This window comes from Dactylosporangium sp. NPDC051485 (genome assembly GCF_040682015.1).
Lineage (GTDB): Bacteria > Actinomycetota > Actinomycetes > Mycobacteriales > Micromonosporaceae > Dactylosporangium.
The window spans coordinates 125,735-147,801 of sequence record NZ_JBFAZW010000009.1 but is presented as its reverse complement, the minus strand read 5'-3'; the positions used below and the strand labels follow the sequence as shown (position 1 = coordinate 147,801).

Genomic DNA, 22,067 nt, shown 5'->3' with positions numbered 1-22,067 from the left:
CCGACGTTGTCTCGCGAATCAGTCGTCGGAAAGTTATAAGCGCCAACTACAAGCGCTCCGAACTCGCTCTCGCTGCCTAAGCTAGGGTGAAGTTCGCGGTCGGCGAGCGCGGCGTGTGCGCGTACGCAGTGGCCGACGGCGCCCAGCGCTGGTGCGATGCCGAGACGCTGCAGTCCCCGGTGTACGCCACGGTCGATGCCGCCGGACCCGGCACCGTCTACGTCGTCGACGGGCACGGCGGGCTGGCCGCGTTCGCCGCCGGGGACGGGGCCGTGCGGTGGCGGGTCGGGTATGGGCTGCGGGCCGAGGTCGACGCGTCGTACTGGGCGCCGGTCAACGGGGGCGGGGTCGTGTACGCGGTGGCGTACCACTTTGCTGTGCGGGGTGGTGTGAGCGCCCACCGCACCGAGCTCATCGCGGTCGACGCCGGGACCGGGGCGCTGGTGCGGCGCCTGGACCTCGATGTCGAGGCGATGGTCGGGGGTGAGCCGTTGCTGCTGTCCGGGGATCATGTGTACTTCGCCGCGCTGGAGCGGGTCTACGCGTTTGGGTTGGTTTCGTAGGCGGGTTCCGCGGTGGCCGTTCCTGTTTTGTTGCACCTCAATGGTAGCCGGAGCGAAAAATTCGATCTCTGTGAGCGCCTCGGCTGTTACTCGATGTAGTTGGGGAATTACGAAGGGCGCAGGGCGGCTCGCCAGGTGTCTCGGATGGCCTCGGCGCCCCAGGCGTTGGGTTCGATGTGGCCGCACAGCCAGAGCTCGCGGTTGGCGGGGTGGGACTCGCCGGTCGCGATGTCGCCGGCTTGGGCGCCGTGGCCCAGGAAGGCGCCGTGCAGGTCGGCCACCGCCGCGCCGTGCCGGGCCGCGGCCTCGCGGATGGTCGCGTTCAGCGACTCGAGCAGGGCCAGGCCGCCCCCGACGTCCGGCAGGCCGGCCCAGGACATGTCGCCGGTGCCGTCGGTCGGGTCGTAGACGGTCGACACCACGATGCGGGCGCCGGTGGCGGACAGGGTGACCAGCGTCGCCTCGTAGTTGGTCGCCACCGACTCGATCGTGGCGGGGACCTTGTCCGGGGACTCGACGATGGCGGTGAGCAGGTCGTTGCCGCCCATGGTCAGGGTGATCAGGGCCGGGCGGCCGTGCACCTGGCCCAGCTGGCGGTGCAGCACGTCGTCGCTCGTCGCGCCGTCGCGGGCGAGCAGCATCAGCTCGATGCCGAGGTCGTCGGCGAGCAGGGAGGCGGCGCCCAGACCGGGGCCGCCCGCGTAGTCGTCGATCGACATCGAGTCGCCGAGCGCGAAGTATCGCGGGGCCATATAAAGATCATTGCGGATGTCTCGCGGAACGCCAAGACCAACCGGGGAGTTAGGCGTCGACGACCTCGGGCTCGGCGTCGCGCTCGAGCTCGCGGATCACGCCGGTGTGGCCGGCGCCGGCGTCGGCGATCGCGGTGCGGGTCGTGGCGGTGAGCGGGGCGGGCAGGTTGTCCGGGGCGTGCCAGGCCAGGCTGCTGATCCGGCCGGGGGCGTTGAGGGCTGGGCCGCCGCCGTCGAGCCGGCCGCGGAAGACGTGGACGAAGAGGTCCGGGGTGGCCGCGCCGCAGCCGTCGCCGGTCAGCTGGTAGAGGCCGATCAGCTCGGTGATCTCGGCCTCCAGCCCCGTTTCCTCGCGGATGTCCCGGATGACGGCGTGCACTGGGCTCTCGGCCTCGCGGATGCGCCCGCCGGGGAGGCCCCACAGCTGGTGGCCGCCGGCCTGGCGGCACAGGAGAACGCGACCGGCCGCGTCCTCGATGACCGCGGCGACCGCGGACGTGACGTGACTGCCGTTACTCAGCGTTGAGTAGCTCATGTTCGCACTCTAGGCGGAGCCGCAGAGCGTCGCGAGACCTTCGCTCGTGGTGATCATCGAACGCGAGACGCCGGGCGGGAGGTGATCGCTGAAAGCCGACCACTGAACCCCGACAGGAGTGGCCGGTCATCGCTTTTCGCCGGATCGGCGGTAGCGTGTTCACCCGTGGATGCTGCCCTGTCACCGCTGGCCGAGATCCCGAGCCCGACCCGTGGCGTCTGGGACCTGGGACCGATTCCGCTGCGCGCCTACGCCCTGTGCATCGTGCTCGGCATCGTGGCCGCCTGCTTCATCGCCGACCGGCGCCTGCGGGCCCGGGGCGCGCCCCCCTGGGTGATCCTGGACGTGGCGATCTGGGCGGTGCCCTTCGGCATCGTCGGCGCCCGGCTGTACCACGTGATCACCTCCCCGGAGGCGTACTTCGGCGAGGGCGGCTCGATCGTCAAGGCGTTCAAGATCTGGGAGGGCGGCCTCGGCATCTGGGGCGGCGTCGCGGCCGGCGCGCTCGGGGCCTACATCGCCTGCCGCCGCCTGAACCTGCCCTTCGCCATGGCGGCCGACGCGCTGGCGGTCGGGCTGCCCGTGGCTCAGGCGATCGGGCGCTGGGGCAACTGGTTCAACAACGAGCTGTACGGCAAGGAGACCTCCCTGCCGTGGGCGCTCAAGGTGTACAACTGGGACACCGCCCGCGGCCGGGCGCTCGAGGTCGGCGGGCAGCCCGTCGAGCGCGGCCTGTTCCACCCGACCTTCCTCTACGAGTCGCTGTGGTGCCTCGGGGTGGCCCTGGTCGTCTGGCTGGCCGACCGCAAGTTCCGCTTCGGTCGCGGCCGCGCCTTCGCCCTCTACGTGATGCTCTACACCATCGGCCGCTTCTGGGTCGAGGCGCTGCGCATCGACGACGCTCACCACCTGCTGGGCATGCGGCTGAACAACTGGACCTCGATCATCGTCTTCGCCGGGGCGCTGATCTACTTCCTGCGCGTGCGTGGCCCGCAGGAGCAGGTCACCTACGACGAGGACGGCAAGATCAGCCTGGTCGCCGCCGAGCCGCCAACCGAGGAGCAGCAGGCCGAGGAGCAGGAAGCGGAAGCGGCGGCCGAAGCGGAGGAAGAGCCCGCAGAGGAGCAACCCCAGGAAGTGCAGGAGCCGGAGAGCAGCGACGCGGGCAAGGGCTGATGCGGACCGCGGTCGTGGTCGGGGCCGGCGTCGGCGGGCTCGCCGCCGCCGGCGCGCTGGCCCGGGCCGGCTGGAAGGTCACCCTGCTGGAGCGCGAGGACCGGCTCCGCGCCGGCCGGTCCGCGATGGTGCTGTGGCCCAACGGGGTTCGCGCGCTGCGCGCCCTGGGCCTGGCCGGCGGCCTCGACGGCGTCTCCACCGCCGTGCCGCCCGCGGGCATCCGGCGGCCCGACGGCACCTGGCTGGTCCAGCCGGGCGTCTCCGAGGTCGAGTCGCCGCCGGTCGTGGTGCACCGCGAGGACCTGCACGACGCGTTCATCGCCGGCCTCGGCGAGCAGGTCGACGTGCGCGGCGGGATCGAGGTCAAGAGCGCCCGGGTGAGCCGCGAGCGCCCCGCCGTCGGCGACGGCCGGGTCACGTTCGAGGCCGACCTGGTCGTGGCCGCGGACGGCCCGGAAAGCGTGATCCGCCGCCGCCTCGCCTCCGCCAGCACCTTCACCAGCGCCGGGTTCGCCGCCTGGCGGGCCGTCATCCCGTGGTTCCGCGCGCCCGAACTGCCCGCCGACATTCCCCCGCACGGTGAGAGCATCGGCGGCGGGCAGCGCTTCGAGTACCACTTCCTCGGCGAACGCGGCATCTACTGGGTCGCCACCGTCCCCGGCGCGCTGCGGCCCGAGCCGCCGGCCGGGCAGCTCGCCCTGCTGCGCCGCTGGTTCGCGGACTGGCACCCGCCGATCGGTCAGCTGCTGGCCATCACCGAGGCCGACGACCTGGTGCAGGAGCCGGTGGGGGAGGTCACCCCGCTGCCGGACTCGTTCGGCGTGCCGTGCGGGCCGGGCGGCTACGCGCTCGTCGGCGACGCCGCTCACGCGATGCCGCACCACCTGGCCCAGGGCGCCTCGCTCGCCCTGGAGGACGTGGCCACGCTGCAGACCGCGCTCGTGGGCGGGGCGCTGGGGCCGGCGCTGCTGGAATACGGCCGGCTGCGGCGCGCCCGCATCGCGCGGGTCCTGCAGCAGTCGAAGAAGGCCGCGGCGGTACTGCAACCCCGCAGCCGGCTGGCGAGGGCCAACCCCCGCAACCTCGACCGGGCGGCCGCCGCGGCGACGGAATGGGCCGGGCCTACCGGGTGAGGACGCCGTGCTCGACGCAGGAGGCCGTCCAGCCGCTCGGCAGGACCTGAACCTTCATGCGGCGGCGGCACTGCGCGCAGTACCGCGGCGGCTCCAGCTCCCGGGAGGCCACGCAAGCGTCGTGGGAGCCGCCCTCCAGCGGCTCCCCGCACCGGTCGCAGTAGGCGTTCACAGCGTCGCCGAGAGCGCCTTGACCGGCATGCTCAGCTCCTCGAGCAGGGCCAGGTCCTGCTCCGGGGCGCGCCCCAGCGTGGTGAGGTAGTTGCCGACGATCACGGCGTTCACCCCGCCGAGCAGCCCTTCGCGCGTGCCGAGGTCGCCCAGCGTGATCTCGCGCCCGCCCGCGTACCGCAACAGCGTCCGCGGCAGCGCCAGCCGGAACGCCGCGATCGCCCGCAGCGCGTCCTTCGGGTCGAGCACCGGCTGGTCGGCCAGCGGCGTGCCCGGGCGCGGGTTGAGGAAGTTCAGCGGCACCTCGTGCGGGTCGAGCTCCTGCAGCTGGATCGCGAACTCGGCGCGCTGCTCGACGCTCTCGCCGAGGCCGAGGATGCCGCCGCAGCAGACCTCCATGCCGGCGGCGCGGACCATCCGCAGGGTGTCCCAGCGCTCCTCCCAGGAGTGGGTGCTGACCACCGTCGGGAAGTGCGACCGCGCGGTTTCGAGGTTGTGGTTGTACCGGTGAATCCCCAGCTCGGCGAGGCGGTCCACCTGCGCCTGGCTCAGCATGCCCAGCGACGCCGCGATGTTGATGTCCACCGCCGCCCGGATCGCGGCCACACCGTCGGCCAGCTGGGCCATGAGCCGCTCGTCGGGCCCGCGCACGGCGGCGACGATGCAGAACTCGGTCGCCCCGGTCGCGGCCGTCTGCTTGGCCGCCTCGACCAGCGACGGGATGTCGAGCCAGACCGCCCGCACCGGCGAGGTGAAGAGCCCCGACTGCGAGCAGAAGTGGCAGTCCTCGGGGCAGCCGCCGGTCTTGAGCGACACGATCCCCTCGACCTCGACCTCGGGCCCGCACCAGCGCATCCGCACGTCGTGGGCGATCGAGAGGTACTCCGGCAGCTCCTCGTCCGAGCAGCGCAGCACGGCGAGCACCCCGTCGAGGTCGAGGCCCACACCGGTATCCAGGACGGCCTTCGCAGCATCAAGCATGCTCGTACCTTACAAATCGTTAGGGTCGCCTGTCCGCCCCCGGGTGGGCTCGGCTAGGTTGTGCACATCGCACAATCGGCATCGTAGGGGTTCTACAACCGCAACGGGAGGCCTTGGTGGAGTGGCTGTTCGCACTCGAGGAGGAGGCCGCCGCCCGGCAGGCCGCTGGCCTGCGCCGCGAGCTGCTGCCCCGCGATTCCGGCGACCCGGTCGTCGACCTCGCCGGCAACGACTACCTGGGCCTGTCCCGCCACCGTGAGGTCATCGCCGCCGCGGCACGGGCCCTCGCGGATTTCGGCCTGGGCGCCACCGGCTCCCGGCTGGTCCGCGGCTCGACCGCCGTCCACCGGGACCTGGAGGCCGGCCTGGCCGCCCTGCTCGGCGCCGAGTCGGCGCTGGTGTACTCCTCGGGTTACCTGGCCAACCTGGGCGCCGTGCGGGCGCTCGTGCGCCGCGGCACCCTGCTCGTCTCCGACGCCCACAACCACGCGTCCCTCGTCGACGGGTGCCGCCTGGCCTGCGCGGGAAAGGCCGGCCGCGAGGGCGCCGAGACCTTGGTCGCCCCGCACGCAGACCCGGATTTCGTACGGTACGAACTCTCCCGCCACCCCGGCCGCCCCGCCGTCGTCGTCACGGAGAGCATCTTCTCGGTCGACGGCGACCTGGCCCCGCTGCCGCAGCTGTACGAGGCCGCCCGCGCCCACGGCGCCCTGCTGCTGGTCGACGACGCGCACGCCCTCGGCGTGATCGGCCCGTCCGGCGCGGGCGGCGTGGCGGCCGCGGGCCTGTCCGGCGCCCCCGGCCTGGTGGTCACCGCCACCCTGTCCAAGTCCCTGGGCGCCGCCGGCGGCGTGGTCGCCGGCCCCCGCCAGCTGCACCGCGAGCTGCTCGACACCGGCCGCACCTTCATCTTCGACACCGCCCTGCCGCCCGCCGTGGCCGCCGGCGCCCGGGCCGCCCTGCGCCTGCTGGAGGCGGGCGACGACCTGCGCGACGACCTGCACGCCCGGGCCCGCCGCGCCGTCGGCCGCCTGCGCGCCGGCGGCCTGGAGGTCTCGGAGCCGGCCGGCGGCGTCGTGTCGATCGCCGCCCCGTCCCCGGACGAGGCCCTCGCCTGGGCGACCGCCTGCCGCGGCCGGGGCGTGGCGGTAGGCTGCTTCCGCCCACCGTCCACTCCGGACGGTCGCGCCCGCCTGCGCCTGACCATCGGCGTCGGCGTCCCGCCCGCCGACTTCGACCACGCCGTCGACATCATCCTGAAGGAACGCCCGTGACGACATCCCCCGGTTCCGAGCTCGGCACGGCGCTCGGGCTCGGCTTCAGCGAGGAGCTCCCGGCGCCGATCGCGGGAACGGTCGTGATCACGGGCACCGACACGGGCGTGGGCAAGACCATCGTCACCGCCGCGATCGCCGCGGCCGCCACCGCCGCGGGCCAGCGCGTCGCCGTGATCAAGCCGGCCCAGACCGGCACCGCCGACGGCGACGAGCCCGACGCCGCGACGGTCGCCCGCCTGGCCGAGCCGGCCATCACCCGCACCCTGGCCAGCTTCCCCGACCCGCTCGCGCCGCTGGCCGCCGCCCGGGTGGCCGGCGAGGACCCGCTCACCGCCGTGATGGCCCAGCTCGTGGCCCGCTCCATCGCCGAGGACCACGACCTGACCCTGATCGAGGGGGCCGGCGGCCTGCTCGTCCCGCTGGGCGAGGGCGGCTGGACCGCGCTGGACCTGGCCGCCGCGCTGGGCGCCACCGCCGTCGTGGTGGCCCGCGCCGGCCTGGGCACCCTGAACCACACCGCCCTGACCCTGGAGGCCCTGGCCCGCCGGGACGTGCCGGCCCTGGTCGTCATCGGCGCGTGGCCGGCCGAGCCGGAGCTGGTCCACCGCACCAACCTGCAGGACCTCCCCGGCGACCTGGCCGGGGCGATCCCGGACGGCGCCGGCGTCATGCCGCCGCCGCTGTTCCGCCGCGAGGCCGCGCACTGGCTGGACTCCCGCCTGTACGGCCGCTTCGACCCCGTCGCCTTCCGCTCCCACAGCCGGTGACGGCCGAGGGCTCATACAACGATGAGCCGACCCCGATAACGTCGGGCGCTCCGCACGGCGACTGGCCGGGCAAGCGGCGAGGGGCATAAGGCCAAACCTCGATAAGTCGGGCGCTGGCGCGCCACGACTTATCGTATTTATCCCCTGACAGGCGAAAAGTCCGAAATGTCGTGGCGCGCCAGCGCCCGACATTTCGTGCAAAGCGGTCGTCAGCGCGGGGCGGGGGCCAGCACCGAGGCGGGCAGGGTCAGGCGGAAGGCCGTCTCCTCCAGCCGCAGCTCGCCGCCGCACAGGTTGGCCACCGCGCGGGCCACCCGCAGGTCGCCCGGCTTCTGCGGCTCGTCGCTCGGCCGCCGCTGCGGCGCCGCCGTCAGCTCCCCGTGCGGCACCACGCGGGCCTCGACGGCCGGCACCGGGTCGCGGCGCAGGGCGATCTCCACGTGGGCCCGAGCCGGGGCGGCGATCACCAGCCACAGCACGAGCTGGCCGACCAGGTGGCGGCAGATCGTCTCGTCGACGGCGACCAGCGCGGACTCCGGCGCGTCGGCGTGCACGCTCACCGCGCCCGCCACCGCGACCCGGCGGGCCAGGTCGACGGCGTCGCGCAGCACGGGCACCAGGTCGGTGGTGCCCTCCCGGACCGTCGGGGCGCCGGTCGCGGCCAGCGGCAGGATCACGCGGTCGACGTAGCGCTCCAGGCGCAGCGCGTTGCGGTCGATCGCGTCGAGGCAGGCGGCGCCGTCGCCGGGCGAGCCGGGCGGCAGGTCGTCGCGCAGCAGGCGGGTGTACGCCAGGATCGAGGTCAGTGGCGTGTGCAGCTCGTGGCGCATCCGAGCGGCGTGGTCCTCACCGGTCACGAACATGGCTGAAACCCCCTTGCAGCCATCAAACCCGACACGCGACCGGCAAACCCGACAGAAGGTATGGGGGTCACTCGATCGCGTTGACATGTGGTCGTACGGCTGCCGAAGCGAGCGCTCAGGAACGGATCAGGGCAGCACGACCACGCTGGTGCCGGGCGGGATGTTGGCCAGCAGCACCTGCTGGGCGGCGGGTGGCATCCGCACGCAGCCGTTGGACCCGGGGTAGCCGAACTCGTTGCGGTACCAGGCGTGGATGCCGGTGTGCGCGTCGGCCAGGCCCGCGGCGACCGCCTTCTTGTCGTCCGGCACGGCGCCCAAGGCCAGCACGTCGAGCCCGGCGTACACCTTGCTCGGCTGCGTCGAGCGGCCCAGCACGAACGTGCGGCCCAGCGGCGTCTGGGTGGCCGGGGCGCCGACCGTCACCGTCCAGGTCTGCTGGGCCGCCCCGTCGCGCAGCCAGGTCAGCGTGAACGCGCCGCGGTGCACCACGATCTGGTCGCGCAGCGGGGTGGTGTGCCAGCCGCCCGGCGGCAGCCAGCCGACGCTGCGGTTCACGGACGGCAGCAGTACCGCCACCCACCCGTCCCGCCGGGACACGATCGGCATGATCAGGTCCACCCCGCTGATCTTCGGGGTGAGGTACGCGCGGGCCGTGCCGCCCGGCGCGTCGTACGCCGGCGCATTGGCGTCCAGCTGCAGCGCCTCGGCGAGCGGCACCATCGAGGCCTGGTCGGGGTCGGCCGGGAAGCCGGTCGCCGCCTGCGTGTAGGTGATGGTCGTGAGCCCGGCCGCCGGACTCGACACCGCGGCCGGCGTCGGCGAGGCGCTCGGCAGCACCGGCGACGGCGCAGCGACGGGAGCGGCCGGGGACGGTGCGGCGCCCCGAGGAGGATGAGACGAGCCGCACCCCGCCAGGGTGGCCGCCAGCGCGGCGAGGACGGCGGCGCGGCGCACGAGCATGGCCACACCGTAACCGCCGCCGGCCGGTCCCGCTGTCATCATGCCGGACTGGTCGCGGCGGCCAGCCGGTCCAGCGCCTCGGGAAGGTCGGCGGTGGCGATCGCGCCGAAGCCGATGGCCAGTCCCTGGTCGGGCACCTGCCGCGGCTCGGCGTAGAAGTGGGCGAGCGGCTCGAGCGCCACGTCGGCGGCCCGCAGCCGCCGCACCACGCCGGCCACGTCGACCTGCGTGGTGCAGCGCAGCGCGGCGTGCAGCCCGGCGCTGGAGGGCACGAGGGTGTACCACGGGGCGAGCGGCCCCTGCGCGGCCCGCACGAGCAGGTCGTGGCGGGCCGCGTAGACCCGGGCGACCGCGCGCAGGTGCCGCTGCAGCAGCCCCTCGTCGATGAACTCGGCCAGGGCGGCCTGCGTGGTGGGCTCGCCGTGCCAGTCGGCGATCCGGCGGGCCGCGCGCAGGGCCGGGCGCAGCGCCTCGGGCGCGACCAGGAAGCCCAGGCGCAGCGAGGGCAGCAGCGTCTTGGAGAACGTGCCGACGTAGATCACCCGGCCGGCCCGGTCGAGGCTCTGCAGCGGCTCCAGGGGGCGGTCGGAGTAGCGGAACTCGCTGTCGTAGTCGTCCTCCACGATCGCCGCCCGGTGCTCCTGGGCCCAGGCCAGCAGGGCGCAACGCCGCTCCAGCGACATCGCGACGCCCAGCGGGTGCTGGTGGGAGGGGGTGACGTACACCAGCCGCGCCGACGGCGGGATGGCGCTCACGACGATCCCGTCGGCGTCGACCGGCACGCCGGCCACCCGCGCCCCGTGGCTTGCGAAGAGCCGCCGCGCCGGGCCGTAGCCGGGCTCCTCCACGGCCACGGTCGTGCCCGGCTCGATGAGCACCCGCGCGACGAGGTCGATCGCCTGCTGGGCGCCGGAGGTGACGAGCACGTCCTCGGCGGAGGCCCGGACCGACCGGGACAGTCCGATATGCCGGGAAATGGCCGCTCGCAACGGCGGGAATCCGGACGGGTCCTGATAGGCCGCCGACGCGTGCAGCGACCGGGCCAGCAGGCGCCGCCAGGCGGCCAGCGGGAACAGCGACGCATCGGGCTGTCCGATCCGCAGGTCGTAGCGGGCCGGGGGCGTGGCCGGATCTTCCGGACCGAGGGCGGCGAATCGCCGCGAGGGCCGCAGCGGGCCGACGGGCGCACGGCGGGCGACGGTGGCCGAGCCGCGGTAGGCCACGAAGGTCCCCGCCCCGGCCCGTCCGGCCAGGAAGCCGTCCCCGACGAGCCGGTCGTACGCGGCGGCGACGGTGTTGCGGGCCACGGCGAGGTCGTGGGCGAGCGCCCGGCTCGGCGGCACCCGCTCGCCGTGGCGCAGCCGCCCGTCCAGGATCGCGTCGCGCAGCTGGCGGTAGATCCGGTCGGTGCGGTCCCCGGGCCCCTCGAGGCTGATGTGCAGATCCAAATTGGCCCAATCAGGTGTACCGGGGAATGGCTCTTCTTCGAGGCCAAGCCCGACCCCTAGTGTCGCTCGCGGCGGTCCCGGCCGCCCGTCCGGGCTTCGCCGGCGGGGAAGCGCGCACCTCGGACCACCGCGACCCGCGCCGGGACGTGACCGCCACCGGCCAGCCGGCGATCGGCCGCCGGCACCGGGGCGCGGCCGCGGCGGTCCGGCTGCTCAAGGCCCGTGGGCCCGCCGGACCGTCGCGGTCGCGCTCCCGCCGGTGCTCGGCCTGCGCGCTAACCGGCCGGGACCTGCTGTACGGCGCCCTGGTCGCGCCGCTGTCCGGGCGCTACAGGTTGCGGTCGTCCACGATGTGCATGGCGGCCTCCTCGGCCGAGGCCGCGCCGCCGTCGATGCCCACGTCGGAGCCGATCTCGTCCTTCTCCTCGTCCGCGCCGAGGCCCTCGTCGGGCGCGACCAGCCGGCCGGCCCGCCGGTCGCCGACCTCGTCGGAGTCGAAGAACTCGCCCGACTCGGTGGTCGTGCCGTATTCGTCCAGGTCGGGCCGGGCCGTCGGGTCGGGCTCCTCCTGCAGCAGGCGCTGGTCGAGCGACTCGCCCTGCTCCGCCTCGGCCTGGGTGGTGCCGAAGGCGTTCAGCCCGCGCGGCTTCTCCGGCGGCGAGTAACCCTCGTCGAGGGAGTCGTCGAGCCCGCGGTCGGACAGGGTGTCCTGCGCGGACAGCTGACCCTCCTCGTCCGGAGCCGGGTCCCAGCTGTCGGTTTGCTGCGTCATGTCGGCGTCCCCTCACTGACTCGCGGAAGTTGGTGGCGCTGCCGTTCTCTATACCCTGCTACCCCGGCAGCGCCCCTTGCGACCCTAGATCGCCGATTCGCGGGAACGCTTGTGCGCCGTGATCAGGTCGGCGTACCGGCGCCCGGAGGCCTTGATCGTGCGCTGCTGCGTGTCGTAGTCGACCCGGACGAGGCCGAAGCGCTTGTCGTAGCCGTACGCCCACTCGAAGTTGTCCAGCAGGGACCAGGCGAAGTACCCGTCCACCGGGGCGCCGCGCAGCACCGCGTTGCGCACCGCCTCGAGGTGCTGCTCCAGGTAGTCGGTGCGCTCCTTGTCCTGGACCTCGCCGTTGGGCTCGACGGTGTCGTACCAGGCCGAGCCGTTCTCGGTGACCAGGATGCTGCGCGGGGCGTACGTCTGCGCCACCGAGACCAGGATGTCCTCCAGGCCGCGGGCGTAGACCTCCCAGGGCATGGCCGTCTCGACCGAGCCGGGCACCGGGATCTGCCGGGCGTAGGGTGCCGAGCCGGTGGGGTCGTCGACCACGATCTGGCGGAAGTAGTAGTTGATGCCGAGGAACTCGGTCGGGGCGGCGATGAGCTCCAGGTCGCCCTCGCGCACCGGCGGCTCCACGCCGTAGCACTCGATCATGTCGGCCGGGTAGCCGCGGCCGAAGACCGGGTCGAGCCACCAGCGGTTGGTGTGCCCGTCGGCCCGCCGCGCGGCGGCCACGTCCTCGGGCCGGTCCGAGCCCGGCTCGATCGGGCTGAGGTTGAACACGATGCCGACGCTGGGGGCCAGCCGGGCCGAGGCGCGGATCGCCTGGTTCACCAGGCCGTGGCCGAGCAGCACGTGGTGCGAGGTGTGCACGGCGCGGGTGAGGTCGCGCTCGCCGGGGGCCATCCGCCCCTCCAGGTGCCCGATCCAGGACACGCACAGCGGCTCGTTGACCGTGTTCCAGTCGGCCACCCGGTCGCCGAGCCGCCCGGCCACCACGGCGGCGTAGTCGGCGAAGGCCTCGGCGGTGGCCCGGTTCGGCCAGCCGCCCGCGTCCTGCAGGGCCTGGGGGAGGTCCCAGTGGTACAGCGTGACGAACGGGCGGATCCCCTCGGCCAGCAGCGCGTCGACGAGCCGGTCGTAGAAGTCGAGACCGGCCGCGTTGACCGGGCCGGTGCCGTCGGGCATCACCCGCGGCCAGGCCACCGAGAACCGGTACGCGTCGAGGTTGAGCCGGCGCATCAGCGCCACGTCCTCAGGCCAGCGGTGGTAGTGGTCGCAGGCCACGTCCCCGGTGTCGCCGTTGTCGACGTTGCCGGGGGAATGGGAGAAGGTGTCCCAGATGGACGGTTTCCGGCCGTCTTCGGCGGCGGCACCCTCGATCTGGTAGGCCGCGGTGGCGGCACCCCAGATGAAGCCGGGGGGTAGTGCGGACAGATCCAGCACGGGACGGGTCTCCCTCTTGAGGTGGGTGTGCACACGGGCCTCGGCGGGGTGTCACATCGTTGCTTCCGCCGAGCTGAGCTTGGCCTTGATGCGCTCGCCGGTGACCGGCCTGCCGGCCGCCGCGCCGGCGAGCGTCTCGAACGTGCTCTCGGCCGGCACCTGCGGCAGCGGCGCGGCGGTCGAGTTGAGCACCTGGAACAGCACCTCCCCGCTCCGGCGTGCGCAACGCGGCGTCGCGGTAGGCCGGGCGCACCGCCGGCAGCGAGCCGTCCGCCGTGTTGAGGGTGATCTGCGCCCTGTCGCCGGTCATGAACCGCACGAAGTCCAGCGCCCCGGCGATGCCGGCCTCGGCGAAGAGAGGATGCCGGCGATCAGTGCGGCGGATCGACACCAGTCTGGGGCCCTTCTGGTGGGGGTGTCGACCGGCGTGCGGGCGCGCGCTCGACAGGGAGGGGTGGTAGTTGTCCCTTTTCTATCGAGTTCTATCGAGACTGGAAGATTCTATCGAGACTTAATTAATGTCGTCATTAAAGTGGCGCGCCCAGCATGCGTCAAGTGCCTTCCACCTGCATCTAAAGTGGCCGGGGTGCGAGTCGAGCGGGCGACGAACCGGGGTGTCCGGTTACGCAACCGCTCCGCCCTGCTCACCCGGCTCTTCCTCGACGGCCCGCTGACCCGCCAGGCGCTGTCCCGCGAGACCGGCCTGAGCCAGCCCGCGGTGAGCAACGTGGTGAGCGATCTCATCGAGGACGGCCTGGTCGCCGAGGCCGGCGCGCTGGAGTCCGAGGGCGGCCGCCCGGGCATCCTGCTGCGCATCGCCCCCGGCTTCGGCGCGGTCGCCGGCGTCGACGTCGGCGAGACCCGGGTCCGGGCCGAGCTGTTCGACCTCGGCCTGCGGCGGCTCGCCTGCGCCGACCGCCCGATCGGCGGCCCGGCCGGCACCACCCCGGAGACGGTCGTGCGGCACATCCACGCCGCCCTGCGCGCGGTGACCGCCGGGCGCGGCCCGGGGGAGGTGCTCGGCGTCGGCGTGGGCGTCGCCGGGATCGTCCAGCAGGGCCGCGACGGCGCCGTGGTGCACGCGCAGACGCTGGGCTGGGATGCCGTACCGCTGCAGAGGCTCCTCGAGCAGGGCACCGAGCTCCCCCTGCACATCGACAACGGCGCCAAGACCCTCGGCCAGGCCGAGATGTGGTTCGGCGCCGGGCGGGGCCGCCGCCACGCCGTCTTCGCGCTGGTCGGCTCGGGCGTCGGGGCCGCCGTGGTGACCGACGGCGCGACCTACCGCGGCGCGTCCAGCAGCGCGGGGGAGTGGGGCCACACGACCCTGGTCTACGGCGGCCGCCCGTGCCGGTGCGGCTCCCGCGGCTGCCTGGAGGCATACGTCGGCGCCGGTTCGGTGCTGCAGCGGTACCGCGAGCAGGCAGGCGCCCGCGAACTGCCCGGCGGCGACGAGGAGACCCGGATCGCCGCCCTGCTCGCCGCGGCCGACGAGCCCGCCACCCGGGCCGTGCTGGACGAGACCGCGGACTACCTCGGCGCCGGCGTGGCCAACCTGGTCAACCTGTTCAACCCCGAGCTGGTCGTCCTGGGCGGCTGGACCGCGACCGCGCTGGCCGCGCTGCTGCCCCGGGTGCGCGAGTCGGCCGCCCGCCACGCCCTGCGCCAGCCCTTCGCCCAGGCCCGCATCGAGCTGGGCCGCCTCGGCGAGGACGCGGTTGCCCTGGGCGCGGCGACGCTGCCGGTCGCCCGCCTGCTCACCGAGGGCGGCGTCGTCTCCTAGCGGTCCTCACCAGGCGCCCGAACGCCTCCACAACAGCACCACCCAGTCGTTCGACCCGTCCGGCGGCTCGGCCGTCACCACGGGCACGGGCGCCGACTCGACGAGGTGCAACAGCGTCCACGCCAGCCCGAAGCAAGTGTCCGGCCCGAAGGCCTCGATCAGGGCCTCCGCCTCCTCCTGCGTGACCGGCTTCGCTATGGCGTGCAGTGCGCGCTCGACGGCCTCGATGACTTCGATGGCCTCATCGCTGTCGTCGCCATCCTCCTCGGATGGCAGCGGCCCGAGTCGCAGGAACTCGCGCACCTCAGCCCTGATCACGCCGGCCATTCTCCCGGAGATGCTGCTCTCCATCGACTCAAGAGCCGACAACTTTTTTTGTCTTGACAGGAGAAGTTGTCGGTGGGTACGGTTTCTGCATGTTCGAAGTGGGAGTCATCGAGGAGGCCGGGGCGGCGGAGGTTGCGCTCGATCCCGTGCGGGCGCGGCTGTTGCGGCTGCTCGCGGAGCCGCACTCCGCCACCGGCCTCGCGGCGATCGTGGGGCTGCCGCGGCAGAAGGTGAACTACCACCTCAAGACGCTCGAGGCGCACGGGCTGGTGGAGCTGGTTGAGGAGCGGCGCAAGGGGAATGTCACCGAGCGGGTGCTGCGGGCCACCGCGGCGTCGTTCGTGATCTCGCCCGTCGCGCTGGCCGCCGTGCAGCCGGATCCCGCCCGGTCGCCCGATCGGCTCTCCGCGCGGTGGTTGCTGGCGCTGGCGGCCCGGCTGGTCAAGGAGACCGGGCAGCTGATCAGCGGGGCGGCCAAGGCCGGCAAGCCGGTGGCCACCTTTGCGCTCGACGGCACCGTGCGGTTCGCCTCGGCGGCCGACCGGGCCGCGTTCGCCCAGGAGCTGACCGCGGCCGTGACCGCGCTGGTCGGCCGTTACCACGACGATCAGGCACCCGGGGGGCGGGAGCACCGGGTCATCATCGCCATCCATCCGAGCATCAGCGACGCCGAGTCCAGCGGTACCGAATCGAAGGGATCCTGACATGTCCGACACGCACGAGTTCGAGCTCGTTCACGACATCGACCTGGCCGCGACGCCCGAGCAGGTGTGGGAGGCCATCGCCACCGGGCCCGGCATCGACTCGTGGTTCATGGGGCGCAACGAGGTCGAGCCGCGGGTCGGCGGGCAGACCAGCATGGCGATGCCGGGGTTCACGGGCACCGGCACGGTCACCGCGTACGAGCCCGGCAGCCGCTTCGCCTACCGCAGCGAGGCCGGTGAGGACGGCACCTTCATGGCCTTCGAGTTCCTCGTCGAGGGGCGCGGCGGGGGCTCCACCGCGCTGCGCCTCGTGCACAGCGGCATCCTGGGCGCGGACTGGGAGTCGGAGTACGACGCGCTCAAGAAGGGCAACCCGCTGTACCTGCGCACCCTGGCCCAGTACCTCGAGCACTTCCCGGGCCGCACCGCCGTGCCGGTCGCCGCGTTCGGGCCGCCGCAGGCCGACCAGGACGCGGTGTGGGCGGCCGTCACCGCGGCGCTGAACCTGCCCAAGGATGTGGCCGAGGGCGACGAGGCCCGCCTGGTCATCGGCGGCGAGGAGATCCGCGGCGTGGTCGACACGGCGCTGGAGCCGAGCTTCCTCGGTGTGCGCACCGGCGACGCGCTGCTGCGCTTCGTGGGCCGCGGCGGCGTGATCCTGACCGGTCACCACCTCTTCGCCGACGTTGAGCAGGCCACGGCCGAGCAGGAGTGGACCGAGTGGCTGGCTGAGCTGTTCAAGTAGGGCGGTCAGGATGGGCCGGGCGCCGTCGCGCCCGGCCCGTCCGCCTGTTGCGGGGGTTGTATCGTGCGCGTCGTGGTCGATGCCGGACAGCAGCGAGCCGTACGGCGAAGTGGGATGCGCGACGTCGCCCAGACGGCCGGCGTCTCCGTCAGCACCGTGGCCAACGTGCTGAACAACCCCGCCGTGGTGGCCCCCGCCACCCGGGAGCGGGTCGAGGAGGCGATGGCCAGCCTCGGCTTCGTGCGCAGCGGCCCGGCCCGCCAGCTGCGCGGCCTGCCCAGCCGCCTGGTCGGCTCGGTCACCCTGGACCAGGCCAACCCGTTCTACGCCGAGCTCAACCGGGGCATCGAGGACCGGCTGGACGAGGCGGGGTGTCTCGTGCTGGCGTGTAGCACCGACATGCAGCCGGAGAAGGAACTGCGGATCCTGAGGCTGCTCGAGGAGCAGTCGCCGCGCGGGCTCATCGTGACCCCGACCGGGGAGAACCTGGCCGAGCTGGCCGCCGTCTCGCGCCGGGGCACGCCGGTCGTCCTCCTCGACGCCGTCCGCGGCGACCTCGACCTGTGCGCGGTCGGGGTCGATCACGAGGCCGGCGGGCGGCTGGCCGGGGAACATCTGCTCGGTCTCGGGCACCGGCGCATCGCGTTCCTGTCCGCCGCCCGCAACGTCGCCCCGGTCCGCGACCGCCGGTCCGGCCTGTGCGCCGCCGTGTCCGAGGCCGGCGCCCCGGCCTTGATCGAGATGCGGATGGGGGTGGGGGACCTGTTCAGCGGTACCGAAGCAGCCGTCTCTGCCTTTCTTGCGCTTGACGATCCGCCGAGCGCGATCGTCTGCCTCAACGACATCGCCGCCGTGGCGATGGTCCGGGCGCTGGAGCGCCGCGGGGTGCGGGTCCCGGGCGACGTGTCGGTGATGGGCTACGACGACGTGCCGTTCGCCGCCCACGTGCAGCCGGCCCTGACCACCATTCGCCGGGCGATCCGCGAGCTGGGGCGGGTGGCCGCCGACCTGCTGCTGGCCGAGGGCACTGCGACGCACCGGCACCAGGAGCTCGTCTTCCCCCCGGAGCTCGTCGTCCGCGCCACGACGGCCCCGCCGCGCGACGGCTCCCGACCGGGTTCAGGACGGCAGTCATAGGATGGCCGGCATGGGTGTGGTGCAGTCGCTGGGGGAGCTTCCGTACGCCGCGTACCTGCGGCAATTCGACGACGAGCGCCTCGAGCACGACGGGGACTACACCGAGGTGCACCTCGACCAGCTGGAGCTGGACGGCGGCGAGGCCACCAGCGCCAAGTTCATCGAGTCGGCGCTCACCCAGGTCACCCTCGCCGAGGTCGGCCTGGAGCGGGTGAGGTTCAGCGACGTCTGGGTCAGCCGCAACCGCTGGGTCGGCGTCAGCCTGGTGGACGCCCAGTGGCTGGACGTGTCCATGTTGGACAGTTCGCTGGCCGGGGTGCAGGCCTACAGCTCCAGGCTCCGGCGGGTCACGTTCCAGCGCTGCAAGATCGACACGCTCAACCTCAGGGGCGCCACGCTGGTTGACGTGGTCTTCGAGGACTGCGAGCTCAACGAGCTCGACTGCGCCGGCGCCGACCTCGCCAACGTCACCTTCCCGGGCACGGCGATCCGCAACGCCCGCATGTCGCAGGTCAAGTGCAAGAAGGTGGACTTCCGCGGGGCGCGGGAGCTCGACGTCGCCGACGGCGCCGACTCGCTCAAGGGAGCGATCGTCGACGAGCGGCAGCTGATGGAGCTGGGCCCCGCGCTCGCCGCGGCCCTCGGCATCCTGGTCAAGTAGCGCCACGACCGCCCTTCCCGCGGAGGTCAGGTAAGCCGGCGGAGGGTCTGCCGTACCGGGAAGCGCTCGATCGTGGTGTCGAAGGACGTCTCGCCCTGGCAGAAGCGCTCGAACATGCGCCAGCCCGGGGGAGTGCGCAGCAGGGTGTGGAACACGGCCGGGTGGCGGGTGAACGCGGCCAGCAGCGTGGTGCCGGCCCGCATCGAGGGGGTCAGGGTCGCGGCGACCTCGCGCTCGTAGCGGGGCAGGTCCCCGTCGGCCGCGGCCGCGCCGGCCAGGGCGCCCGAGCGGACGGCGAAGCTGATGCCCTCGCGGGTCCAGGGCTCGAGCAGCCCGGCGGCGTCGCCGGCCACGATGACGTTGCCGTTGCGCAGCGGCGAGGATTCGGTACGGCACCGCGTCAGGTGCCCCGAGTCGTGCACCGGCTCGATGCCGGTGAGGCCCACGCGATCGATGAAGCTGCGCAGGTAGGCCTTGGTCCGCTCGCCGTTGCCGCGGGCGGCGATGACGCCGACGGTGAGCAGGTCGCCCTTCGGGAACACCCACGCGTACGAGCCCGGCAGCGGGCCCCAGTCCAGCAGCAGCCGGCCGCGCCAGTAGCGCTGCCGGGCCGCGGAGATCGGCACCTCGACCTCCAGGCCCAGGTCGACCTGGCCGTACTCGACGCCGACGTGGCGCGCGGTGATGCCCGACGAGCCGTCGGCGCCGATGACCGTGCGGGCGGTCACCTCGGAGCCGTCGGCCAGGCGGATGCGCACGCCGTCCGGGGTCTGCTCCAGCGAGCGGGCGGCGACCGACTGGCGGACGGTCGCGCCGGCCTTCTCGGCGGCGAGGCGCAGGGCGTCGTCGAATTCGGCGCGGCGGACCATGGTGATCAGCGGGCCGCGGTGCGTGGAGCGGGTGAAGGCCGCGCGGCCGTCGAGGGTGAACCGGGCGCGCTCGACGCGGTCGTCGGCCGGGATCGTGATCCGGTCGGCCACGGCGCTCGTGGTGAAGCCGATCAAACCGCCACCGCACGTCTTGTACCGCGGGTGCTCAGCCTTCTCGATCACGAGCGTGCCGGCGCCGCGGCGCGCCGACTCGTAGGCCGCCGAGAGGCCGGCCGGGCCGCCGCCCACGATCGCCACATCCCAATGCGTCACGCAGAGACCTTAACGGGGCAGGTGAGATTGGACTCGTGTGACCAACACATCAGCCGTACGGGTGAAGGATCTGCTTCACTTCGGATATGTCGGTGATCGACCATCTGATCCACGCGAACGAGCGGTACAGCGAGGCATTCCCCGGGCCGCGGCCCCTGCGGCCGAAGCTACGCCTGGCCGTCGTCTCCTGCATGGACTCGCGGCTGGACCTGTTCGGCGCGCTCGGGCTGGAGATCGGCGACGCGCACCTGATCCGTAACGCGGGCGGGCTGCCGACCGAGGAGGTGCTGCGCTCGCTCGCGATCAGCCAGCGCAAGCTCGGCACCCGGGAGATCGTCCTGATCCACCACACCGAGTGCGGCATGGAGGGCTTCGACGACCCGGAGTTCCGGGCGGAGCTGGCCGCGACGGGCGTGACGCCGGGCTGGGACGTGCCGGGCTTCACCGACCTGCACGACACCATGCGCTCCTCGATCCGGACCGTGCGCGAGTGCCCGTGGCTGCCCCACCGGGAGGACGTGCGCGGGTTCATCTTCGACGTGGCCACCGCGAAGATCGAAGAAGTGGTCTGATCCCAGGGGCCGGACGGAGCCGTCCGCATGGTGGACGCGCGACGGCACCGGCCGGCGAAGCTGCACTGCCCGTAGCCGGCGGGCGTGCGGTGCGTGGCGAAGACCCCGAAACGTGCGTATATCGGGGGTGGCGCCGAGGGATGCGGCCCGTCGTGCGGGGGTGGCGGATGCGGCACGATCGGACCCATGCGATACGGGGGCCGACTCAGCCGCATCGAGTTCACCGCGCTGATCGACCAGCAGGCGAACCGCATCCGGGCCAGCGCCGGGGCACTGCCGCTCTACGGCCCGGCCGGCTCGGGCGGGCCGCGCCGGATCGGCACGTGGGGCTGGGAGGACGAGCGGCTCAACCACGCCGGGCTGCTCTTCGGCGACCCGCACGGCGACGGGCCGTGGATCGAGGTGGTCACCACCGCCGGTCCGCCCATGCCGCTGCTCATCGACCTGCGGGTGGCCGCGGCGGGGGAGGCCCCGGCCGACCGGGCGGCCGCCGAGCGGGCGCTGGCCGCCGCGTCCACGCCGGCCTCGCAGCGGGTGTCCATCGCCGTCGACGGGGTGCCGCGGCAGTTCTCCCGCTGGCCCGATGAGCCGCTCGGCGGCGACGCGCCGGGGCGCGGCTGGCTGGCCATCCTCGACGAGGTGCCCGGGCTCCTGCTGCGCGTCCGCGGGCCCGGCCCGGCCGAGCTGGCCCTGGCCCGCGTCGGGGACATCGAGGCGCACCTGACCGGCACCCGCGCGCACCTGCTGGCCGGGTACGACGCCTACGGCACCGACTGAGGCCCGGGTCTCGACCCGAAACCCCGGGGAGGACCCGGCGGCGGAAGAATGATCCGCATGACGAACCGCGCCGCCCGCTTCCGGGCCCTGCACTCCGCCGCCCGGCCACTTGTCCTCGTCAACGCCTGGGATGCCGCCTCGGCCCGGGTCATCGCCGCGTCGGGGGCGCCGGCCGTGGCGACGACCTCCGCCGGCGTGGCCTGGACGCTCGGCGCGCCGGACGGCGACGCGCTCAGCCGGGACGCGGCCCTGGAGCACCTCGCCCGGATCGTGCACACGGTGCCGGCGCAGCTGCCGGTGACCGCGGACATCGAGTCGGGCTTCGGCGCCACCCCGGCCGACGTGGCGGTCACGATCCGCGGGGTGCTGGAGGCCGGGGCGGTCGGCATCAACATCGAGGACACCGAGCGCGGGTCGGCCACCGGGCTGCGAGCGATCGAGGACCAGCAGGCGCGCATCGCGGCGGCCCGGGCGGCGGCCGACGACGCCGGGGTGGAGCTCTACATCAACGCGCGGGTGGACACGTACTTCCGCGGGGCCCCCGAGGAGACCGTGGGACGGGCCGAGGCGTACCTCGCGGCCGGCGCCACCGGCATCTTCGTGCCCGGCGTCGCGGACTCGGAGACGATCGGGGTGCTGGCCAAGGCGATCAAGGCGCCGCTCAACGTCCTCGCCCGGGCGGGCACCGCGCCGGTCGCCGAGCTGGCCGCGCTGGGGGTTTCCCGGGTCAGTCTCGGCTCCTGGGTGGCCGAGGCCGCGTACGCCCTGACCCACCGGGCCGCCGTCGAGTCCTACACCAGGGGCACCTACACCGAGCTGTCCGGTTCGTACGACTTCGGCGAGCTCAACACCCTCATGTCCTGAGATGGGCGCCGCCGGGCGAACCATCGGATACGTGAGGCCCGGCGCTCCAGCGCCGGGCCTCTTGCGTGATCGCGAACAGCGTCAGCTGCTGGCCGGGCCGATCTCGGCGGCACCCGCGTCGCCGCCGGTCTGCAGCACGGTGCCCCGGGCGAAGGCGGCGTCGAGCCGCTGCTCCAGCGCGTCGAGCTGCGAGAACTCGGCCTGGTGGGAGCTCTGGCTGCCCTCGGCCGCGAAGACGTGGTCGTCCTCCGAGGCGCTGTGGCTGAAGTTGGTGTACTCGTCCGCCTCGTAGTGCACGGCCGGGGTCTGGTCGAACTCCACGTGCGTGCCGTGCTGGTAGTTGGTCGACTCCTGGGCGTGGTGGTCGTTCTCGTAGACGCCGAACTGCGACTGGGCGTCGGCCTCGCTGCCCTGGACCTGGTGGAGCTGGTCGAGCTGGGCGCTCTCCTGGCCGGCCTCGTAGTGGCCGTAGTCCGTGCCGGTGTCGCCGGTCTCGATGGCGTCGCTCATGGGG

General features: G+C 73.6%; 26 protein-coding genes. 13 read left to right on the top strand and 13 right to left on the bottom strand.

What is annotated here, in order from left to right; translation table 11 throughout:
• Positions 1–86 precede the first annotated feature (86 nt).
• Entirely contained in the window at positions 87–563 is a 477-nt protein-coding gene (locus tag AB0M46_RS07565; RefSeq protein WP_363333499.1) for a PQQ-binding-like beta-propeller repeat protein, read from the top strand.
• A 107-nt stretch (positions 564–670) separates the two neighbouring features.
• Here AB0M46_RS07565 and AB0M46_RS07560 read toward each other — a convergent pair whose 3' ends face one another.
• Positions 671–1,315 carry a GDSL-type esterase/lipase family protein gene (locus AB0M46_RS07560; protein ID WP_363333497.1) on the bottom strand — a complete coding sequence of 215 codons (645 nt, stop codon included), beginning with the start codon at positions 1,313–1,315 and terminating at the stop codon, positions 671–673.
• Positions 1,316–1,364: 49 nt separating this feature from the next.
• The gene (locus AB0M46_RS07555; protein WP_363333496.1) at positions 1,365–1,850 is read right to left on the bottom strand and encodes an NUDIX hydrolase; all 486 of its coding nucleotides are present in this window, start codon (positions 1,848–1,850) and stop codon (positions 1,365–1,367) included.
• Positions 1,851–2,015: 165 nt separating this feature from the next.
• On the opposite strand from AB0M46_RS07555, the gene lgt reads away from it, so the two are divergent.
• Positions 2,016–3,026 carry a prolipoprotein diacylglyceryl transferase gene (lgt, locus tag AB0M46_RS07550; protein ID WP_363333495.1) on the top strand — a complete coding sequence of 337 codons (1,011 nt, stop codon included), beginning with the start codon at positions 2,016–2,018 and terminating at the stop codon, positions 3,024–3,026.
• On the top strand, positions 3,026–4,159 hold the full coding sequence (locus AB0M46_RS07545) for an FAD-dependent monooxygenase (RefSeq protein WP_363333494.1): 1,134 nt from the start codon (positions 3,026–3,028) through the stop codon (positions 4,157–4,159). The genes lgt and AB0M46_RS07545 overlap by 1 nt, the downstream gene beginning before the upstream one ends.
• Here the strand turns inward: AB0M46_RS07545 and AB0M46_RS07540 are convergent.
• Complete coding sequence (locus tag AB0M46_RS07540; RefSeq protein WP_363333493.1) at positions 4,149–4,331, bottom strand: hypothetical protein; 183 nt, start codon at positions 4,329–4,331, stop codon at positions 4,149–4,151. The genes AB0M46_RS07545 and AB0M46_RS07540 overlap by 11 nt on opposite strands.
• Positions 4,328–5,311: a biotin synthase BioB gene (gene bioB / locus AB0M46_RS07535; protein ID WP_363333492.1), complete on the bottom strand. Its 984-nt coding sequence runs from the start codon at positions 5,309–5,311 to the stop codon at positions 4,328–4,330. Before bioB ends, AB0M46_RS07540 begins: the two co-directional genes overlap by 4 nt.
• 113 nt (positions 5,312–5,424) lie before the next feature.
• Between bioB and AB0M46_RS07530 the strand changes: the two genes are divergently transcribed.
• Both AB0M46_RS07530 and bioD read left to right on the top strand, forming a co-directional pair.
• Complete coding sequence (locus AB0M46_RS07530) at positions 5,425–6,585, top strand: 8-amino-7-oxononanoate synthase (protein WP_363333491.1); 1,161 nt, start codon at positions 5,425–5,427, stop codon at positions 6,583–6,585.
• Positions 6,586–6,653: 68 nt separating this feature from the next.
• Positions 6,654–7,355: a dethiobiotin synthase gene (gene bioD / locus AB0M46_RS07525; RefSeq protein WP_363333502.1), complete on the top strand. Its 702-nt coding sequence runs from the start codon at positions 6,654–6,656 to the stop codon at positions 7,353–7,355.
• Positions 7,356–7,564: 209 nt separating this feature from the next.
• On the opposite strand, the gene AB0M46_RS07520 is transcribed toward bioD, so the two are convergent.
• From AB0M46_RS07520 to AB0M46_RS07495, 6 genes are all read right to left on the bottom strand, one after another.
• Complete coding sequence (locus AB0M46_RS07520) at positions 7,565–8,218, bottom strand: histidine kinase dimerization/phospho-acceptor domain-containing protein (protein WP_363333490.1); 654 nt, start codon at positions 8,216–8,218, stop codon at positions 7,565–7,567.
• 126 nt (positions 8,219–8,344) lie between these two features.
• Positions 8,345–9,178 (bottom strand): L,D-transpeptidase, encoded by an 834-nt coding sequence (locus AB0M46_RS07515; RefSeq protein WP_363333489.1) that lies wholly within the window; start codon positions 9,176–9,178, stop codon positions 8,345–8,347.
• A 38-nt stretch (positions 9,179–9,216) separates the two neighbouring features.
• Positions 9,217–10,626, bottom strand: coding sequence for a PLP-dependent aminotransferase family protein (locus AB0M46_RS07510; protein WP_363333488.1), 1,410 nt, complete (start codon positions 10,624–10,626; stop codon positions 9,217–9,219).
• Positions 10,627–10,954: 328 nt separating this feature from the next.
• Positions 10,955–11,398: a DUF5709 domain-containing protein gene (locus AB0M46_RS07505; RefSeq protein ID WP_363333487.1), complete on the bottom strand. Its 444-nt coding sequence runs from the start codon at positions 11,396–11,398 to the stop codon at positions 10,955–10,957.
• Between the two features lie 84 nt (positions 11,399–11,482).
• A complete protein-coding gene (locus tag AB0M46_RS07500; RefSeq protein WP_363333486.1) occupies positions 11,483–12,841 on the bottom strand; it encodes a GH1 family beta-glucosidase in 1,359 nt (452 codons plus the stop codon).
• 51 nt (positions 12,842–12,892) lie between these two features.
• Positions 12,893–13,045 carry a hypothetical protein gene (locus AB0M46_RS07495; protein WP_363333485.1) on the bottom strand — a complete coding sequence of 51 codons (153 nt, stop codon included), beginning with the start codon at positions 13,043–13,045 and terminating at the stop codon, positions 12,893–12,895.
• A 382-nt stretch (positions 13,046–13,427) separates the two neighbouring features.
• Between AB0M46_RS07495 and AB0M46_RS07490 the strand changes: the two genes are divergently transcribed.
• Entirely contained in the window at positions 13,428–14,624 is a 1,197-nt protein-coding gene (locus AB0M46_RS07490; RefSeq protein ID WP_363333484.1) for an ROK family transcriptional regulator, read from the top strand.
• A 6-nt stretch (positions 14,625–14,630) separates the two neighbouring features.
• On the opposite strand, the gene AB0M46_RS07485 is transcribed toward AB0M46_RS07490, so the two are convergent.
• The gene (locus tag AB0M46_RS07485; RefSeq protein WP_363333483.1) at positions 14,631–14,975 is read right to left on the bottom strand and encodes a hypothetical protein; all 345 of its coding nucleotides are present in this window, start codon (positions 14,973–14,975) and stop codon (positions 14,631–14,633) included.
• A 65-nt stretch (positions 14,976–15,040) separates the two neighbouring features.
• Here AB0M46_RS07485 and AB0M46_RS07480 point away from each other — a divergent pair, with 65 nt between their 5' ends.
• The 4 genes from AB0M46_RS07480 to AB0M46_RS07465 all read left to right on the top strand — a co-directional run bounded on the left by AB0M46_RS07480 (position 15,041) and on the right by AB0M46_RS07465 (position 18,198).
• Positions 15,041–15,655: a helix-turn-helix domain-containing protein gene (locus tag AB0M46_RS07480; protein WP_363333482.1), complete on the top strand. Its 615-nt coding sequence runs from the start codon at positions 15,041–15,043 to the stop codon at positions 15,653–15,655.
• A gap of 1 nt (position 15,656) precedes the next feature.
• Positions 15,657–16,400, top strand: a complete 744-nt coding sequence (locus tag AB0M46_RS07475) for an SRPBCC domain-containing protein (protein ID WP_363333481.1) — start codon at positions 15,657–15,659, stop codon at positions 16,398–16,400.
• A 114-nt stretch (positions 16,401–16,514) separates the two neighbouring features.
• A complete protein-coding gene (locus AB0M46_RS07470; RefSeq protein WP_363333480.1) occupies positions 16,515–17,537 on the top strand; it encodes a LacI family DNA-binding transcriptional regulator in 1,023 nt (340 codons plus the stop codon).
• Positions 17,538–17,547: 10 nt separating this feature from the next.
• Positions 17,548–18,198: a pentapeptide repeat-containing protein gene (locus AB0M46_RS07465; RefSeq protein ID WP_363333479.1), complete on the top strand. Its 651-nt coding sequence runs from the start codon at positions 17,548–17,550 to the stop codon at positions 18,196–18,198.
• Positions 18,199–18,224: 26 nt separating this feature from the next.
• Here the strand turns inward: AB0M46_RS07465 and AB0M46_RS07460 are convergent, their stop codons facing one another.
• Positions 18,225–19,340: a geranylgeranyl reductase family protein gene (locus tag AB0M46_RS07460; protein WP_363333478.1), complete on the bottom strand. Its 1,116-nt coding sequence runs from the start codon at positions 19,338–19,340 to the stop codon at positions 18,225–18,227.
• A gap of 86 nt (positions 19,341–19,426) precedes the next feature.
• Here AB0M46_RS07460 and AB0M46_RS07455 point away from each other — a divergent pair, with 86 nt between their 5' ends.
• From AB0M46_RS07455 to AB0M46_RS07445, 3 genes are all read left to right on the top strand, one after another.
• Positions 19,427–19,912 (top strand): carbonic anhydrase, encoded by a 486-nt coding sequence (locus tag AB0M46_RS07455; RefSeq protein WP_363333477.1) that lies wholly within the window; start codon positions 19,427–19,429, stop codon positions 19,910–19,912.
• A 186-nt stretch (positions 19,913–20,098) separates the two neighbouring features.
• Positions 20,099–20,689: a hypothetical protein gene (locus tag AB0M46_RS07450; protein ID WP_363333476.1), complete on the top strand. Its 591-nt coding sequence runs from the start codon at positions 20,099–20,101 to the stop codon at positions 20,687–20,689.
• A gap of 57 nt (positions 20,690–20,746) precedes the next feature.
• Positions 20,747–21,553: an isocitrate lyase/phosphoenolpyruvate mutase family protein gene (locus AB0M46_RS07445; protein ID WP_363333475.1), complete on the top strand. Its 807-nt coding sequence runs from the start codon at positions 20,747–20,749 to the stop codon at positions 21,551–21,553.
• 81 nt (positions 21,554–21,634) lie between these two features.
• On the opposite strand, the gene AB0M46_RS07440 is transcribed toward AB0M46_RS07445, so the two are convergent.
• Positions 21,635–22,063: a hypothetical protein gene (locus AB0M46_RS07440; protein ID WP_363333474.1), complete on the bottom strand. Its 429-nt coding sequence runs from the start codon at positions 22,061–22,063 to the stop codon at positions 21,635–21,637.
• Between the last annotated feature and the right edge of the window lie 4 nt (positions 22,064–22,067).